The sequence below is a fragment of the Motiliproteus sediminis genome, from assembly GCF_017912535.1.
Lineage (GTDB): Bacteria > Pseudomonadota > Gammaproteobacteria > Pseudomonadales > Balneatricaceae > Motiliproteus > Motiliproteus sediminis.
On sequence record NZ_JAERQK010000001.1, the window covers coordinates 560,507 to 576,147 of the forward strand.

18 protein-coding genes are annotated in these 15,641 nt (G+C 56.2%); 8 read left to right on the top strand and 10 right to left on the bottom strand.

Features of this window, described 5'->3' with window-relative positions; all coding sequences use genetic code 11:
• Positions 1–697 precede the first annotated feature (697 nt).
• The 4 genes from JJQ76_RS02720 to JJQ76_RS02735 are packed head-to-tail and all read right to left on the bottom strand — an operon-like array spanning position 698 to position 3,390.
• Positions 698–1,192: a P-loop nucleotide/nucleoside kinase family protein gene (locus tag JJQ76_RS02720; protein ID WP_210395102.1), complete on the bottom strand. Its 495-nt coding sequence runs from the start codon at positions 1,190–1,192 to the stop codon at positions 698–700.
• Between the two features lie 8 nt (positions 1,193–1,200).
• Complete coding sequence (locus tag JJQ76_RS02725) at positions 1,201–2,076, bottom strand: alpha/beta hydrolase (RefSeq protein ID WP_343232473.1); 876 nt, start codon at positions 2,074–2,076, stop codon at positions 1,201–1,203.
• On the bottom strand, positions 2,057–2,539 hold the full coding sequence (locus JJQ76_RS02730; protein WP_210395105.1) for an anthrone oxygenase family protein: 483 nt from the start codon (positions 2,537–2,539) through the stop codon (positions 2,057–2,059). The genes JJQ76_RS02725 and JJQ76_RS02730 overlap by 20 nt, the downstream gene beginning before the upstream one ends.
• Positions 2,536–3,390 (bottom strand): NmrA family NAD(P)-binding protein, encoded by an 855-nt coding sequence (locus JJQ76_RS02735; protein WP_210395107.1) that lies wholly within the window; start codon positions 3,388–3,390, stop codon positions 2,536–2,538. The genes JJQ76_RS02730 and JJQ76_RS02735 overlap by 4 nt, the downstream gene beginning before the upstream one ends.
• A gap of 84 nt (positions 3,391–3,474) precedes the next feature.
• On the opposite strand from JJQ76_RS02735, the gene JJQ76_RS02740 reads away from it, so the two are divergent.
• The gene (locus JJQ76_RS02740) at positions 3,475–4,065 is read left to right on the top strand and encodes a TetR/AcrR family transcriptional regulator (protein ID WP_210395109.1); all 591 of its coding nucleotides are present in this window, start codon (positions 3,475–3,477) and stop codon (positions 4,063–4,065) included.
• Positions 4,066–4,103: 38 nt separating this feature from the next.
• On the opposite strand, the gene JJQ76_RS02745 is transcribed toward JJQ76_RS02740, so the two are convergent.
• Both JJQ76_RS02745 and JJQ76_RS02750 read right to left on the bottom strand, forming a co-directional pair.
• Entirely contained in the window at positions 4,104–5,684 is a 1,581-nt protein-coding gene (locus JJQ76_RS02745; RefSeq protein WP_210395111.1) for a 2Fe-2S iron-sulfur cluster-binding protein, read from the bottom strand.
• Positions 5,685–5,743: 59 nt separating this feature from the next.
• The gene (locus tag JJQ76_RS02750) at positions 5,744–6,289 is read right to left on the bottom strand and encodes a carboxymuconolactone decarboxylase family protein (protein WP_210395113.1); all 546 of its coding nucleotides are present in this window, start codon (positions 6,287–6,289) and stop codon (positions 5,744–5,746) included.
• Between the two features lie 260 nt (positions 6,290–6,549).
• Here JJQ76_RS02750 and JJQ76_RS02755 point away from each other — a divergent pair, with 260 nt between their 5' ends.
• Positions 6,550–7,344: an SDR family oxidoreductase gene (locus JJQ76_RS02755; RefSeq protein WP_210395115.1), complete on the top strand. Its 795-nt coding sequence runs from the start codon at positions 6,550–6,552 to the stop codon at positions 7,342–7,344.
• Here JJQ76_RS02755 and JJQ76_RS02760 read toward each other — a convergent pair.
• Together JJQ76_RS02760 and JJQ76_RS17845 are read right to left on the bottom strand one after the other, a co-directional pair.
• On the bottom strand, positions 7,341–8,222 hold the full coding sequence (locus JJQ76_RS02760; RefSeq protein WP_210395117.1) for a PhzF family phenazine biosynthesis protein: 882 nt from the start codon (positions 8,220–8,222) through the stop codon (positions 7,341–7,343). The genes JJQ76_RS02755 and JJQ76_RS02760 overlap by 4 nt on opposite strands.
• A gap of 29 nt (positions 8,223–8,251) precedes the next feature.
• Positions 8,252–8,398, bottom strand: a complete 147-nt coding sequence (locus JJQ76_RS17845; RefSeq protein WP_343232474.1) for a DUF1127 domain-containing protein — start codon at positions 8,396–8,398, stop codon at positions 8,252–8,254.
• Positions 8,399–8,590: 192 nt separating this feature from the next.
• Between JJQ76_RS17845 and JJQ76_RS02770 the strand changes: the two genes are divergently transcribed.
• Positions 8,591–9,511 carry a LysR substrate-binding domain-containing protein gene (locus JJQ76_RS02770; protein WP_210395119.1) on the top strand — a complete coding sequence of 307 codons (921 nt, stop codon included), beginning with the start codon at positions 8,591–8,593 and terminating at the stop codon, positions 9,509–9,511.
• Here JJQ76_RS02770 and JJQ76_RS02775 read toward each other — a convergent pair.
• Positions 9,508–10,464 (bottom strand): LysR family transcriptional regulator, encoded by a 957-nt coding sequence (locus JJQ76_RS02775; protein ID WP_343232475.1) that lies wholly within the window; start codon positions 10,462–10,464, stop codon positions 9,508–9,510. The genes JJQ76_RS02770 and JJQ76_RS02775 overlap by 4 nt on opposite strands.
• 72 nt (positions 10,465–10,536) lie before the next feature.
• Between JJQ76_RS02775 and JJQ76_RS02780 the strand changes: the two genes are divergently transcribed.
• Positions 10,537–11,175 (top strand): class I SAM-dependent methyltransferase, encoded by a 639-nt coding sequence (locus JJQ76_RS02780; protein WP_210395122.1) that lies wholly within the window; start codon positions 10,537–10,539, stop codon positions 11,173–11,175.
• 23 nt (positions 11,176–11,198) lie between these two features.
• On the opposite strand, the gene JJQ76_RS02785 is transcribed toward JJQ76_RS02780, so the two are convergent.
• Positions 11,199–12,101, bottom strand: a complete 903-nt coding sequence (locus JJQ76_RS02785) for a LysR family transcriptional regulator (RefSeq protein ID WP_210395124.1) — start codon at positions 12,099–12,101, stop codon at positions 11,199–11,201.
• 113 nt (positions 12,102–12,214) lie between these two features.
• Here JJQ76_RS02785 and JJQ76_RS02790 point away from each other — a divergent pair, with 113 nt between their 5' ends.
• The 4 genes from JJQ76_RS02790 (at position 12,215) to JJQ76_RS02805 (ending at position 15,634) form a co-directional block, all read left to right on the top strand.
• Positions 12,215–13,198 (top strand): cyclase family protein, encoded by a 984-nt coding sequence (locus JJQ76_RS02790; protein ID WP_210395126.1) that lies wholly within the window; start codon positions 12,215–12,217, stop codon positions 13,196–13,198.
• 62 nt (positions 13,199–13,260) lie between these two features.
• A complete protein-coding gene (locus JJQ76_RS02795; protein ID WP_210395128.1) occupies positions 13,261–13,884 on the top strand; it encodes an O-methyltransferase in 624 nt (207 codons plus the stop codon).
• 141 nt (positions 13,885–14,025) lie between these two features.
• Entirely contained in the window at positions 14,026–14,661 is a 636-nt protein-coding gene (locus JJQ76_RS02800) for a nitroreductase family protein (RefSeq protein WP_210395129.1), read from the top strand.
• Between the two features lie 34 nt (positions 14,662–14,695).
• Positions 14,696–15,634 carry a DMT family transporter gene (locus JJQ76_RS02805; RefSeq protein WP_210395131.1) on the top strand — a complete coding sequence of 313 codons (939 nt, stop codon included), beginning with the start codon at positions 14,696–14,698 and terminating at the stop codon, positions 15,632–15,634.
• Positions 15,635–15,641: the final 7 nt, after the last annotated feature.

The following is a 15,641-nucleotide window of genomic DNA, read 5'->3' on the forward strand; positions in this document are numbered from 1 at the left end:
TAAAATACATAGTACGTATAGTGTATTAAATGTACCTATCCTTAAGGTGCTCTTGTCAAGCAGTCGCCAATTTCGCGCCTCGGTGAATTCAGCCCCTGTGTCGCCCCGATATCTCTGTTGCGTGGCTTGCAGGCCGAGAAAGAGATCTCGGTGCCGGTGAAGTGTTTTCCGAGGTGAGCCGTTCTTGTTGGAGTTGCATGTTTTCGATCTGGGCTGCGTATCGCGCATGCGCGCAGATCTCGAACAGTTGCGCCTGAACCTCTGATGCATCAGTGAGAAATCTACCGCCGTTTACCCTGATAACCGGCCCAGATTTCACGTAGGAGCGCGTGCGCGATAGCTCGGAGCGACGGAGAGCGACGAGCGAAAGCGCAGCGCCAGCAAAGACCCACCAGAACCACCCATCCATAACTGCGCATAATATATATTATGTTAAATATGAAAGATAAGAACGCAGTATGCGGTACTTTGAGGATCGGTGTATGCACACTTACCTATCTGGACCGCCGCGTAAAACAGCTAAGGTGCGAACAAGATTTGATGCCGGAATACCGCCCTTTCCTGTTTAAGGGAGGCGATAATGGCTGCTGCGAGTGAGCCTTAGGGGGTAACTAATAAGGTGGCTGATACGCTGCGCTTACGCGCCGACCATCAAACTGGACGGAAAGCATGGGCCGGATCAGAACAAGGTTGTCGCCTACTTCTGATTGCCAAGCTTGGTAACCCTGAAGCCTTCCTCTGGCTCTGGCGGCACAAAGTGTTTTGTGACCGCTTCAAACATCTCGTTGGTATCGGTCGCAGAGCGTTCAGGCTGCTCGATGCGTCTTTTGGCAATCTGCCTAAGGCACACCTCATCGGGTAGATCGAGGTATACCAATGTGTGAGCGGCGTTAACCTCTGAATAGACTTCGCGAAACCACGTCCTTTGCTTTGTGGTGTTAGCGGGAAAGTCCAAAACCACACTGGTACCAGCCGCCAATATGGACTGCACCAGTTTTTTGATCATCGGTTTGAGTAGGCCTGAGTATTTTAAATAATCCTCTAATGAGCTGATTTTGTTTGGATAAAGCGACGCCAGCCACTCATCTTCAGAAATCAGCACGGCCCTCTGCTTTTGAGCCAGTTCGCCGGCCTTGGTGGATTTCCCGGCTCCCATCTTGCCGCAGAAAAAAGTAAGTTCTCCGGTTTTCATCGTGGCCTCTATCGATGAGATAACGGCTTTTGGCCTTTAGCTAACAAATGGTTAATCGCCATTTTTACCACGTCTTCGGACTTCAGAATACGCCGATGTCCCAGACCTGTTGTCGACCTGAGAGTACTGTTGGCCAACGCTTGGGCTACCCGCTGCCCTTCTTCAAATGCCACTTCTTTATCGCCATGATCGTGCACGACAAGCACCCTGCCCGGCACGTGCTGAGCCAGCTCCAGGTGATTCAGCTCCAGAAAACGGGTACCAAATCGCTGTTCGATCCGTCGCTGCGCCAAAGAAACGGCCTTTGGGGTCACGTTCATCCGATCGCCGACCATTGCCAGATAGCGCCCGGGCTCTTGGGGCGGAGCGATATACACCGAGGGGATCTCCGTACCCAAGTGCCCGAGAACATAAGATGCGGCGACGGTTCCCAATGAGTGCGCGACAACTCCTGCTATTGATTGGTGCGCTGCAATCACCTGTTCCAGCGCGTCGATCATCTCTGGCAACCCCGTCAATCGGGCAGCGCTGCACCCATGCCCTGGTGCATCAAAAGTGATTACGCTAAACCCCTGGTCGCGTGCCGGGCCTATAAAACGGCCAAGCTGTGTTCCGCGACTAGACCAGCCATGCACCAACAATATCGCGGGGCCTTCACCCCATCGATAGACAGGGATCGCTTCACCGCTGCGCGTAGACAGCCAGGTTATTGTCGCTGAAGCTGCCAACGCAGACTCCCACGCAGGCACTGAATGTCTCGCTGGCGAGAGAAACCTCTTTTCCAGCGCTCTCGATGCGATAACCGGCGCAGCCCGCGAGGTGATGCGAAGACCCATGCGATATAGCGTTAACCTGATACCCGTGCTAAGCATGCCCCCCTCCATCAATCAGGATGAGTGTTGCACACAGCAGCGCCGCCACTGTCCGGATGTGGTTCCAGCGTGTCCAGTGTTTAAGGTAGTGGTGCCAATAGTCATGACTGGACGTAGCGTCCGCCGGCAGCGAGGCCAAACGGTTGTTGAGCGGCACATTGGCAAAGATCGTAACCATGAAAGTCCCGACTATGTAGCAAAGCACGCTGGCTATGAGCCCGACGCTTGCCCCTTCGCTATCCAGCATCGTTACCATGATCAGCACCAGCGACAACGCCGCGGTTCCCATAAATACCCCGAGGAACCAGGGATTTATCACGACCCGGTTGATCGACTGCATGGTGGTGATGGCTACCTCGTCCTTGAGTTGCGACAGCGCACCCATGACGAAGGTCGAGAACGCAAAGAATATTCCGCCAACAAGCGCGCTGCCGATCAGCACCGCTCCAGCAATCCAGTCCGCCCAGGCAATCATGAGCTGATACTCGGGTTGCGCTGGGCGAACGCAGCGTTTGCGAATTCGCTGAAGCTCTTAGGCGGACGCCCCAAAGCTCTTTGCACACCGTTACCTACGCTGGAGTTACGGCCATCCAAAACCGTTTCCATCAGATAGTTGAGTAGCCAGCGCATCTCTTCGGGTGCGCCACTCTCAGCCAATGAGGTGTTGAATTGGTTAAGCGAAATGGGCTGGTAGCTTATCTGCTTTCCGGTAGCGGCAGACAATTCAGTAGCGATCTGGTTAAAGGTCAGCAGCTGAGGCCCCGTCACTTCGTACACTTCGCCTTCATGTCCCGGATTTAGCAGCGCGGTCACAACCACATCGGCGATATCATCGATATCGATGAACGGTTCGGCGATGTTGCCGGCGGGAAGTGCTATCGTCCCCTGCTCTACCATCGCTACGAACTCACCCTCGGAGAAGTTCTGGTTAAACCAACTGGCACGCACGACGGTCGAGGGGATTCCCGATTCCAACACCAACTGTTCACAGCGCTGCGCCTCCTCTTCACCTCTGCCTGATAACAGCACTAATCGTTGCACCTGCTGTTCCCGGGCCATGGCAACAAATGCCGCGATGGCCTGGGTGCTGCCAGGAACGGCCAGATCGGGTGCAAAGGTCAGGTAGATCGCACTGGCACCTTTGATTACGTCGCGCCAGCTGGTTTGGTCATTCCAGTCAAATGATGGCGTGCTCGTTCGCGACACGCCGTGAACCGCCACGCCCTGCTGGCTAAGCTTGTCGACGACGCGGCGCCCGGTTTTGCCGGTTGCACCGATCACGACAATGCTTTTTTTCTCGTGGGTAGTCTGCAAATGCTGGTTCATGATGACCTCCTCGTTACTTCATACGGCGTTGCTTTACACTGTGTCAATTGACACCATGTAAACACTAGCGCTATGCTTTACACCATGTCAAGAGAAAAGCTAACTACTTCCGAACGCATTCTTGAAACGACCGTTCTGTTGCTGGAGCAACATCAGGGACGAGGCGTCAGGATGAGCGATATTGCCCGCCAATCCAGGGTTTCCCGGCAGGCAATCTATCTCCACTTTGCCTCTCGAACCGAGCTCCTGTGCGCGGCTACGCGATTTCTCGATTCGCGCTTAGAGCTCGACAAGCGGTTGGAGCCTTCCCGTCTTGCGACCTCAGGCGTCAGCCGCCTCGAGAATTACATTGCGTTTTGGGGGCATTACATTCCCGAAATTTACGGCGTCGCAAAAGCGCTTATGCTGGCTGAAGCCACGGACGAAGCGGCGGCGACCGCTTGGGAGGATCGCTGTAACGCCATGCGTGAGGGATGCCAGGCGGCGATCTGTGCACTCGCCAAGGACAACCATCTGGCAGAGGAATGGACGGTAGACACGGCCACCGATGCGCTCTGGACCCAGTTGCTCATTCCGAACTGGGAAAGTCTTACCCAGCAGTGTGGCTGGTCAACTGAGCGCTATATCGAGCGCATGACAGCCATCGCCAAAGCAAGTTTTGTTCGCCAGAATTAGTGTCAACAACGACCCTTCTGCCACATGCCGGTGATTGACTAGAGGTTTAAGCGGAGCTTTTTCCCGACAGCCCGAGAGACGCAGGGACACATCAATCTTTGGGATTTACGCTCATCCATAGACAGTGCCGAGTCGCGATGGTCAACGGTTCCCGATACAACCTCGGTGGCGCAGCTCCGGCACTGCCCTACCATGCAGCTATGGGGAACAGGCACGTTGTTACGCAGCAGTGCATCGAGGATGGTTTCATTCGCCGCTACCTCAATGGCTGATCCGGTTCGTGCCAGCTCTACCCGCACAGGCTGATCCTCTAATCGATGAGGGGGCGCAAAACGCTCGTAGCGCAGGCGCTCTTTGGTGATGCCGAAAGCGTCGGCAGCGGCCAGAACTGCGTCCAACAGGCGAGCAGGGCCGCAGATGTAGAAAAGGGCGTTCGCCGGCGCAGTAGTGAGCACCTCCGCCACCACCATGCGCTTGCCTTCATCGCTCGGATACAGCTTTAGGTTCTCACCCAAGGACAACTCCAAACGCCCGGCAAAGGCCATCTCCGAGCGGCTTCGACCGGCATAATGCAGCTGGTAGGGCGTACCTCGTCGATCAAGAGTCTGTGCCATCGCTTTGATCGGCGTAATGCCAATGCCACCTGCGATCAATACTGCCGGGCGATGATCACGGTGCAGCTTGAACTGGTTGTGCGGCGAGTCGAGATTAAGTCGAGTGCCCAGTTTGAACTGCTGGTGGACGGCGATTGAGCCGCCGTTCCCATCGGGCTCCATCAGCACTGCGATTTCGTAGATATCCCGGCGTGCGGGATTTGATGCCACTGAGTAATACCGAGTCACTTCCTGGCCATTCGGTAAGACTATCGGGATCGCCAAGTGTGACCCGGCCTCGACAGGCGGAAGTTGCTGATTACTACTCGCCCTTAGCTCGTAAGCGCGAACCCGGGGTGTGAGTTGACGAATACCGCTAATGGTTAATTCCAGCTCGCCGTGGCCGATCACATTCGGGCTAGAGGTTGAAGACTCCACAAGCTCTGCCTGCAGGGCGCGGATATCATTCAGCAGTGGCTGGGTGATATGGTCGACCTCGGCTTCGCTGTAGCGGGGAGTAATGTGCTGCGGGCAGTTCCAGTCAAAGGCTTCGATTCGAATGATCATGCCGCGTTCGATTCGAGCGCGGTAGTCATCGTCTTCCAGCGTTGTGATAAGCGCCGTCTGAGCCGGATAGACCACCTCTACCCGTCCCAATAGCTTTAACCGGGTACGGTTGGGGTAGTCCATGAAAAACAGCGATACACGGTTGTCCCTGCGGAGGTTGCCGGTCGTAATGTACTGGCGGTTGCCGGAGTAGTCCGCAAACCCCAGCGTAGTTTTATCGATCACTTTGACGAACCCAGCGGGTCCGCCGCGATGCTGCAGGTATGGCCAGCCGGTCTCGCTAACGCTGGCGATGTAAAAGCTGTCACGAGCAGCGATAAATGAGGTCTCAGCTTCGCCCAAGTGCTGGTTGTAATCATCACCCTGCTCCATTGCTGCGTAGCCATTTCGACTTCCGAGCTCCCGCTGGATTTCACGGACCGAGGGGGTAAAGGCGATCTCAGCAAATTTATGTCCCATGTTTCACCTCCCGGCGGATTGGCAAAGAGTGCGCCGCCAAAGAGGCGGCGCAGGATCTGTTACGAAGCCAGCGCCAGATCGACCTTGGGAAAGTCGATTTCAACCCGGCTCGCTTTGCCCAGGATGTTGGTCAGGATGTTCATGCCGACATGGGTGATGATTTCGACGATAGCCGCGTCGCTATAACCCGCGTTGCGCACCTCCAGCAGTTCAGCCGTGGTCACTTCGCCGTTGTGCTCGACCACGGCGCGGGCGAATTTCACCGCAGCCGCGGCTTTGGCATCATGGCTGGAACCGGCCCGATTTGCCTCGATCTCGGCGCCGTTCAAACCCGCTTTGCGGGCGATTGCGGTGTGGGCCGATACGCAGTACTGACAGCTGTTCTGCTGCGCCACGGCAAGAGCAATGCGCTCACGAGTCTGGGGATCCAGTTCACCTTCACCAGCGATCGCATGCAAACCCAAAAAGGCTTTCAGTGCTGCTGGCGAGTTGGCAAATACCTTGAGGAAGTTCGGCACCATGCCCAACTTACCTTCGATGGCGTCCAGAAGTTCGCGCTGCTCAATTGTTGCCGCCGCTTTTTCAATTACGTTAATTCTGCTCATTGCTCTGTCCTCGTTAGTCAGGTTGCGCGAATGTAGTGTGTGTTTCGCGTGTATTCAGCATGTTTGTTTCTTGATTTATTTTGAATACGCAGGCAAAGCAACAAACAATTCCAATTTATGGAATGGTGTTCGGGTTATGGGCACTGTATTCAACATCCATGCTCTGCTGGGCCTGACGCTCTGCGCCCGTTGCGGTCATGGTCGCTATAGCCGGCTAATATTTCTGGCAAAACAGGGACACCCTAGGAGAGACAAGCCCCATGGGACGACTTGAACAAAAGGTCACTTTGGTTACCGGTGCTGCGCGTGGTATCGGTGCGGCGATAGCAGAAGCTTTTGTGTGGGAAGGTGCCAGGGTGTATCTCTCTGACATCGACGACGAGGGCGGCGCGCAATCGGCTCTGGCTGCCGGCAAGCGGGCTAAATACCAGCGGCTGGATGTCCGCTCGGAACAAGACTGGTCCCGGGTGACGGAGTATCTGCTCGCCATCCACGGGCGCATCGATGTGGTCGTCAATAACGCTGGCATTACTGGCTTCGAAGAGGGCCTCATTCAACACGACCCGGAACATGCCACTCTGGAAAGCTGGCATGCGGTGCACGCTACTAATCTTGATGGTGTGTTTCTGGGTTGCAAGTACGCCATTGCGGCGATGCGAAAGCACGGTCAAGGCAGCATCATAAATATCTCGTCTCGCTCTGGCCTTGTCGGCATTCCTGCTGCTGCGGCCTATGCGTCCTCAAAGGCGGCCGTTCGCAACCACACCAAAACCGTTGCGCTGTATTGCGCCGAACAGGGGCTGAATATCCGCTGCAACTTCATTCATCCTGCCGCTATCCTGACACCCATGTGGGAACCCATGCTCGGCACCGGAGCCGAACGCGAGGCCAAGATGAAACTCTTTGTCAAAGACACACCGATGCAGCGCTTCGGGCAGCCAGAGGAGGTTGCGGCGGTCGCGGTGTTGCTCGCCAGCGATGAGGCAGCTTACATGACCGGGGCAGAGCTCAACCTGGATGGTGGCTTGCTGGCCGGTTCCGCCGCCACGCCTTAGATAGCAACGCTAATCTGCCTGACTTCACGAACGTCTGCCCGGCCGCCGGCCATCAGGCCTTTAACGCGCCCCTTGCTATCCTGCTGCAAGCGTACGTCGATGAGGCTGGGAGATGGCGTTGGCATCAAGTGCCCCTGCTCGATCTCAATCTGTAACCGCTTTTGTCCGAGCAGGTCGTGGAGATAGCAGGCCAACGGGCCAGCCGCCATTCCGGTCGCGGCCTCTTCGTTAATGCCATAGCGTGGGGCAAACATTCGCGTGCCTGCCTGACGTCCAGCCGCTTGGGTCTCCGGGCTGAACAGATAGAAGCCGATAAGGTCCAGTTGCTCGCTCAATGTGTTGACCGCCTCCAGATCAGCACGTAACGCGATCAGGGTCTGCGCGTCTTTGACACCCACTATCATGAACCCGTTACCGGTATTCACCACCCGAGGTTCTGCACCGGATAGCAGATCTTTTTCGTCCAGGCGCAGGCTCGCAAGCAGAGCGGTCCTCTGAACGCTGGTTAAGCGCTGGTAGCTCGGAGCTAGCTGCTCCATGTAGGCGTTATCGCCGTCCAGATGGATAGACCGGCAGCCGTCTATCGTCTCCTTGGATGACTCGGAGCGGTCCAGTACGCCGATCTGGCGCAGATAGCTGAAGGTCGCGACGGTCGCGTGACCGCAGTGCGCTATCTGTCTGTGAGGAGTGAAAAACTCCAGCTTGAAATCCGCCTCCCTTGATGGAGAAACGAAAGCCGTTTCCGACAGGCCAACCGCTGCTGCAATCTGCTGTTTCTGGGCAGTGGTGTACCGCTCAGCATCGAGTACCACCCCGGCCGGATAGCCACCCCGCTGACCGTCGACGAATGCGTTAATGATGGGGACTTCAATGTTCATGATTCAGCACCTCAAGTAGATTTAGTGGGTTACGAGCGCCAGAAGGGTTTGCTGGCTTCTTCCAGGGCTTCGCTGCGACTTAGCCCGATATCCTGCAACTCATGTGCGCCCAGCGCTGACAGCTGCCTGCGGGTTCGCCAGTTCTGGTGCCAGCGCCGCAGCTGCTGCCGAATCACAACGGCCGGGGTCCAGTGCTGATGCTTTTCGTCCTGGGATTGATAAGCCCTACTTGTGCAAGTGGTTGATGATGACATAGCTGCTTACCTCTCGTTTGATGTCAGAGCCTATGATTAATGGCTCAAGCTACGGTGACAAACGAGAAATCAGGCCCAATAATTAAGCCTGTCTTAACTATCAGGTGTCGCAGCATGGATCGGTTACCCAATCTGAAAGCGTTGCTTGCCTTTCGTTTTGCCGGCGAAGCGCAGAGTTTTAAGGCTGCGGCTGGGCGATTGCATGTGAGCCCGGCAGCCATCAGCCAGCAGATCAGGACTCTCGAAGAGCAACTGGGTATCAAGCTGTTTCATCGCCTCACGCGGGAGGTGATACTGACTGCCGAAGGCCAGCTACTGTTAGCAACGGTATCGCGGGGGTTTGCGCTGCTGGAGCAGGGGGTCGCTCAACTAACCGAGGACCCGCACCCCTCCCAACTCAACATCAGCACCCTGCCCTCGTTTGCCAGTCGTTGGCTGGTCCCACGGCTGGGTCGCTTCCAGGCTTCCGCCCCGGAGCTGGGCGTCAATCTGTCGCCATCATTGGGGTTGGTGTCATTTGAGGGCCAGAGTCTGGATGTGGCCGTGCGCTTTGGCGAGGGGAAGTATTCAGGATTGAAAGCGGTCAAGCTGTTTGAGGAATACCTGATTCCGGTTTGTCACCCCAGTCTGATCGATAACCAGCACCCCGTCCGGGCTCAGTTGCTGCACTTGCCGCTGTTGGCAGATGACGCCCCGGATATGAAGGCGGTCTGGCAGGAGCTTGCCACCAAGTCGGACATACCGCTATGCCACGAAAGCGCAAAACTGCATGTCTCGGACTCCAATATGCTGGTTGAGGCGGTGCTGGCCGGGCAAGGACTGAGCTTGTTACGGTTTAGTTTGGTCTACGAACTGCTGGCTAGAAAGCAATTGATCTGCCCGCTACCGGTGTGGCTGAAGTCTCGTTATGACTACTACCTGGTCGCGCCTCCCGCACACTTCAAAAGGCCCAAAGTCAGGCAGTTTGAGCAGTGGCTGCGCACTGAATTTGCCGCTACCCAGTCCGAGTGGCAGAAGTTTCAGCGTGGGTTTTAACTAGGCTTCGATAGCTCTTCGGCGAGAAAATCAAACACCGCGCGGACGCGCCGACTGGTTCGGAGTTCACGGTGTGCCACTAGCCATAGCGTTCCCGTATAAGGCTCCAGCTCTGGAAGCACTCGTTCCACGGATGTTTCCGCGTCCCCGACCTCCTCAACCATCACGCCGATTCCCAGCCCGGCCTTAACCAGCTGCCAGTGGACGATATGGCTTTCACTGCAAACGGGGAAATTAGCCGGCGTCAGACTGAAGCCGCGCTCGTTCAGCAGGGTCATGAACTGATGGTTCTGATCAAAGCCGATAAAGCAGGCATCAGCCAGATCCGCCGGGGTTGCGATTGAACCTAAGGTTTCCAGGTAGGCCGGCGTTGCATAGAGATGTGCAGGAGAAGCCCCCAGCTTTTTCGCAATCAGGTCTGGCTGGGTGGGCCTGAATGCGCGGATGGCGATATCGGCCTCCCGTCGTTTCAGGTCGCTGGTACTATTGGTGGCAATCAATTCGATGGTGATGCCAGGTTCCAGCATCCTTAGTTTCTTGATCAGCGGCGGCAGCGTGTAGGTCGCCATCGCTTCCGTAGCGCTGATGCTGACGTTCCCTGCCACGGTTTCGGAACGGCCGGTCGCTACCAGTGAAAGGTTGCTCGCCGCGTCTCCCATCGCACGAACATACTGAATCAGCTCCAGTCCACTGGGGGTTAGTTCCAGTCCACGCCCGCCGCGTTCAAACAGTGCCACCCCCAGCTCCGCTTCCAGCGCGGTAACCTGTCTGCCCAGTGTGGGTTGTGTCATCCCTAACGCCCGCGCAGCCGCTGACAGTGACCCCTCTTCTGCAGTCACTAAAAACGCGCGGGCTCGATTCCAATCAAAACGCACAGAACGCCAATCCATACAAAAATGCCTATCTGAGATACAAAAAGCGGCAGTTCCCATTAAATATTGCACAGCTATCATGTAGCACAGGTTGTTGTATTGCACAGCTTCCGAATCATTCAGGCCAGTCGGTCGTACTTTTCGAGGATGCTCATGGACTACTCCGCAAAGTTCTGGGATCGCATAGCCAAGCGCTATGCCCGCAAACCGATCGCCGACGAGGCGACGTACCAGAAGAAGATAGCGTTGACCCAGGCACGCCTGAACCCCGGCATGAAAGTACTGGAGTTTGGTTGTGGCACCGGCTCCACCGCGTTACTGCTGGCACCTCATGTAGCGGAGTATGAGGCCATAGACGTATCGGCCAATATGATCGCCATTGCCGAAGGGAAGCTGCGCCAGAACCCGGTCGCGCAACTGAGGTTCAAACAGCAGGCGCTGGAGGAACACCAGGCGGAACCGCAATCACTGGATGCGATCTTGGGTCACAGTATTTTGCACCTGCTGGACAACCCCCAAGCCGCCATCGAAAAAGTTCACCGGCTGCTGAAACCGGGAGGCTTTTTTATCAGCAGCACCGCCTGCCTCAGCGATGGTATGCGCTTTTTTCGTTACATCGGCCCCATCGGCAAGTGGCTGGGACTGATACCCGCTGTGCGCGTGTTTTCACAGGCTGAACTCACCACCTGGTTGCAAACGGCCGGATTCGAGATCGATTACCGCCTGATACCAGAGAACAATCGAATGAGCTGTTTTATTGTCGCAAGCAAAGCAGACTCATCTGTGAGCTGATACTTGCGTTTGATGTTCTGCCCTTAACCCAGCTCCCAGTTCGGGTTGTCAGTGATTTTGCTGGCCATAAAGTCGACGAAAACCCGTGCTTTGGGTGAAAGATGGCGTCGTTCGGGATAGATAGCGTAGATCGATAACTCCAGCGTGTTGTACCCAGGAAGCAGTTGAATCAGACGACCGTCGCGGATATCGCTTGCGATGGCAAAACTTGGCATCCTCGCCACGCCCAACCCGCCCAATACCGCTGCGCGCAGAGCGAGGCTGTTATTGACCTGCAATCGACCACCCACTGAAACTGATGACACATCGCCCTGAAGCGATTGAAAATGCCACTCAGCCCTCGATGCCTGGTGCTGGTAGGTCAATACATTGTGCTTTGCCAAGTCTTTCGGCACTGAAGGCCGCCCCTCGCGGTCGATATAGTCAGCCGAGGCAACAATATGGTGGCGGCACGGCCCGAGCCTTCTGGCGACAAATGACGCATCCGGCAGGTCAGCAATTCTGATCGAGACATCAAAACCGGGTTCAATAATATCGACCTTGCGATCATCAAGGTTCATTTCAACCGTAATCTCGGGATAACGCTGCATAAACTCCGGCAGGTGCGGCGCTACATGCAAGATGCCAAACGACATCGGCGTGTTCAGCTTTAGCAGCCCGGCAGGATTGCCAGACATGCGCGACACGTCCTGAACGGCGTCATCTATCTCGCGTAACGATTGGGCGCTGCGCTCGTAAAACGCCCGCCCCACTTCGGTCAGACTCAGGCGTCGTGTCGTGCGGTTGAGCAAGCGCGCGTTGAGTACGCTCTCCAGTCGGGTCACGTATTTACTGACCACCGATTTGGAAACAGCCAAGCGCTCAGCGGCGTCGGTAAAGCTGCCGCACTCCACCACCTTGACGAAAACCTCAATATCGTTCAGCAAAGGGCCACCATTGGTGTTGATTTGAGAACAGTGTTGTCTCAATAGGCTGGATTATAGTCTTTATAAAAACCCTTAGCCTGCTACCTCACGGTCTTAACCTTGGAGGTACACATATGAACCGCGAGCATGTTTTGGGCTACCTGGCCCTCGCATTAGTTACCCTGACCACTGACGCTGCTGCAGAACGACGCGTTGGCGTCAGTCCCTGGGGGCCGGAAGATGAGATCGGCAGACTGAACCTGATGACCGACGAATCCCGCAGTCAGGTTCTCTCCCGAATCAACCCCGGCGTGCTCTATGACCTCGCGGTGGAGTATTACATCGGCATGCCCAGTTGGCAGGCCGCCGGTGATCCTCACTATCGGATCTGGATGACCCATACGCCCCACGGCAATGTGATTGATGACCCGCTCAATCTGGGCAAATCGATGAACGAGCACGTCAGCTATAGCGGCGCCGCCATATCGATGTATACCCACATGGGCACCCATATCGACGCACTCAACCATTTTGGACTGGATGGCAAGATATGGAATGGGTTTTCGGCCACAGAGCATGTGGGCGACCGGGGCTGGACGGTTGCCGGTGCCGAAAATATTCCGCCGATTATCGCTCGCGGAGTACTAATCGATATTCCGGCGGTGAAAAATGTCCCGCTACTTGGCGATGGATATCGCATCACGCGCGCCGATGTCGAAGCGGCTCTGCGATTACAATCCGTTGAGGTCCAGACCGGAGACGTGGTTCTAATCCGGACCGGTCGAATGAAAAACTACGAAGACGCCCAAGCCTATATGACCAACCCGCCGGGGCTGGGGCTTGACGCCGCGCGCTATCTGGTCCAAGAACGAGGGGCCATGATCATAGGCGCGGACAATCTCAGCCTGGAGGCGTTTCCGTCGGAGCTGGAGTCTGATTACGTTCCCCTGCATACCTACCTGCTGGCGGAACAAGGCGCGCCCATTCTCGAATTGGTTTACCTCGAAGAACTCGCACGTGACGGTGTCTATGAGTTCGCGTTCATTGGCGGCTCGTTGAAGTTACGGGGCGCTGACGCAGCCCCGCTTCGTCCAATAGCGCTGCCGTTAGTTCCTTAAGCATTCGCTTGAGCGCCTTCGCTTTCAACGTCACCCCAAACTGCTATTTCAAGGAGACCACGATGAGTGTTGCCACCATCTTGGCGGAGCTGGAAAAGCTCGGCTGCGACAATGATCGCATTCAGAACGATAAGTCCAAACGCTATCTAAACATTACCCACGACACCGGCGTGTTTCTGGCGTGGCTGGTAAACGCCGTACAGGCTAAAACCGTGCTCGAAGTCGGCACATCCAATGGTTATTCGACGCTGTGGCTAGCCTCGTCGGTGACTCAAACCGCGGGGCATGTTTACACCATTGAGCGCGATCGTACCAAGGCCAAAGAAGCGGCTGCCAACTTTGATCGAGCGGGCCTGCAGTCCCGCATAACGTTGCTGGTCGATGAGGCCTTTTCCGCCCTATCCCGCGTCCCGGCGCCGGTTGACCTGATCTTTCTGGATGCCGATCGCAGCGCCTATCTGGACATGGCACCGCGTCTGTATGAGTTGCTCAAGGCGGGGGGCGTGCTGGTGTGTGACAATGCGCTGTCCCACGCTGACGAGCTCGCCGACTTCGTAAATTGGGTGCAGTCACAAGCGCAACTCTCCTCCTGCCTGATCCCCGTCGGCAAGGGAGAATTGCTGATCTACAAAGCGCCCGCTGATCCCGACCGGCACGACTACGCCGCCTCTGCCTCGAAGAGCTGACGAAGGCTCATCCCCGTTCGCAGCTGCCACCCCATTTGATCAATTTCGAGAACAATATGATTCCGATTGGGTGGATTATCTATCACGAAAGGTTGAGTACGCTGAATACCGTCTTTAACCTTTTGCAAACAGGAGCATCCCATGAACGATCTATCACAGCCTGTCGTGAGCCGCACGGCTACTGATGTCCGCCGTGTTGGTTATCCCATCGAAGCGCTCTTTACCCAGCGCTGGTCACCCCGCTCGTTTGACCGTGCACCCATGCCAGTGGACGATCTGATGACAATCTTCGAGGCCGCCCGTTGGGCCCCCTCCGCCTACAATGTTCAACCCTGGCGTTTTGTGTACGCCATGCGTGATGACGCCTATTGGCAGGCGTTCATCGGCCTGCTCGACCCGTTCAACGCAAGCTGGGCCGCAAACGCGTCGGCGCTGGTCTTCATTCTTTCCGACCGTTTCAGTGGTGACGAGACTAAGGAATCTCTGAGGCCCTTTCCCAGCCACAGCTTTGATGCCGGCGCGGCGTGGGCACAACTCGCTTTGCAAGCGACAGCCATGGGTTACCAGGCCCATGCCATGGGCGGAATTCACCACGACAGAGTCAGAGAGGCACTTGGCGTGCCTGAGCGTTTCAAGGTTGAAATCGGAGTCGCGGTTGGTACCCAAGCCTGTGTAGAGAAACTTCCTGCGGAACTTCAACAGCGAGAGGTGCCCAGTGAACGCAAGGCTCTATCAGAGATCGTGAGTGCAGGACGCCTGGTACTGCCAAACGACTGATCTCAGCTACCTGCTTAGCAACAAGGAGAACCGTATGTTGTCGTTATCGATCGCAAATCCAAGACAAAAGGAAAGGCCGACCTTGCTACCCGCCGGAGTGCTTCTGCTCGTTGCCGGCACTCTGATTGGACTTAGCTTCCCCTTGGCTAAACTGGCCGCTGCAGCGGGTGTTCATCCGGTTGTTTGGGTTGGACTCATCTCTTTCAGTTCGGCGTTGGCGCTACTACCCGTCGCCTTTCGAGACGCAAGTTTTCGCCAGTTGGGTCCGCGGAAGCTGCGCTATGCGCTGATTGCCGGCCCCTTAACCTTTGCTGGCCCAAACTTACTGGTCTTTGCCGTGATCCCGCATACGGGCGCCGGATACAGCGGTTTAATGTTTGCACTTTCCCCTGTTTTTACCCTGATGGTCAGTGCGCTGTTTCGATTGCAACTTCCGACCAAATGGGGATTAGTTGGCATCATTTTTGGCTTGGCAGGCGCTGCCACCGTTAGCCTGAGTCGGGTCACGGCTGAGTCGTCGCCGAGCTACGCCATGCTGGGGTTGTCGGCTGCTATCCCGCTGGCACTGGCTCTAGGTAATGTGTATCGCTCGGTTGACTGGCCGCGAGATGCGGCCCCTGACGAGTTGGCCTTTCTGAGCCACCTGTTCGCCGGTGTTTTGTATGCGCTGCTCATCCCCTTTGTGACAGATTGGGCCGGGCTCGCCCTGCTACTGACGGTCCTGCCACTGGTATTGGCACAAGTTGCTGTAGCCGCGGCGACCGCGCCGGTTGTTTTTCGTCTCCAGCAGCGTGGCGGGCCGGTGATGCTGAGCCAGATGGGCTATGTCGCAGCGGGTGTTAGCCTGGCTGTCGGAAGCCTTTGGATGGGCGAGCAGTACCCGCTCGGGACCTGGCTGGGCGCTACGGTGATCGCTGGAGGCATCGGATTAACGCTGTTTGCGTCAAGACTGCCAAGAACTGAAACGGCCTGATAACTCA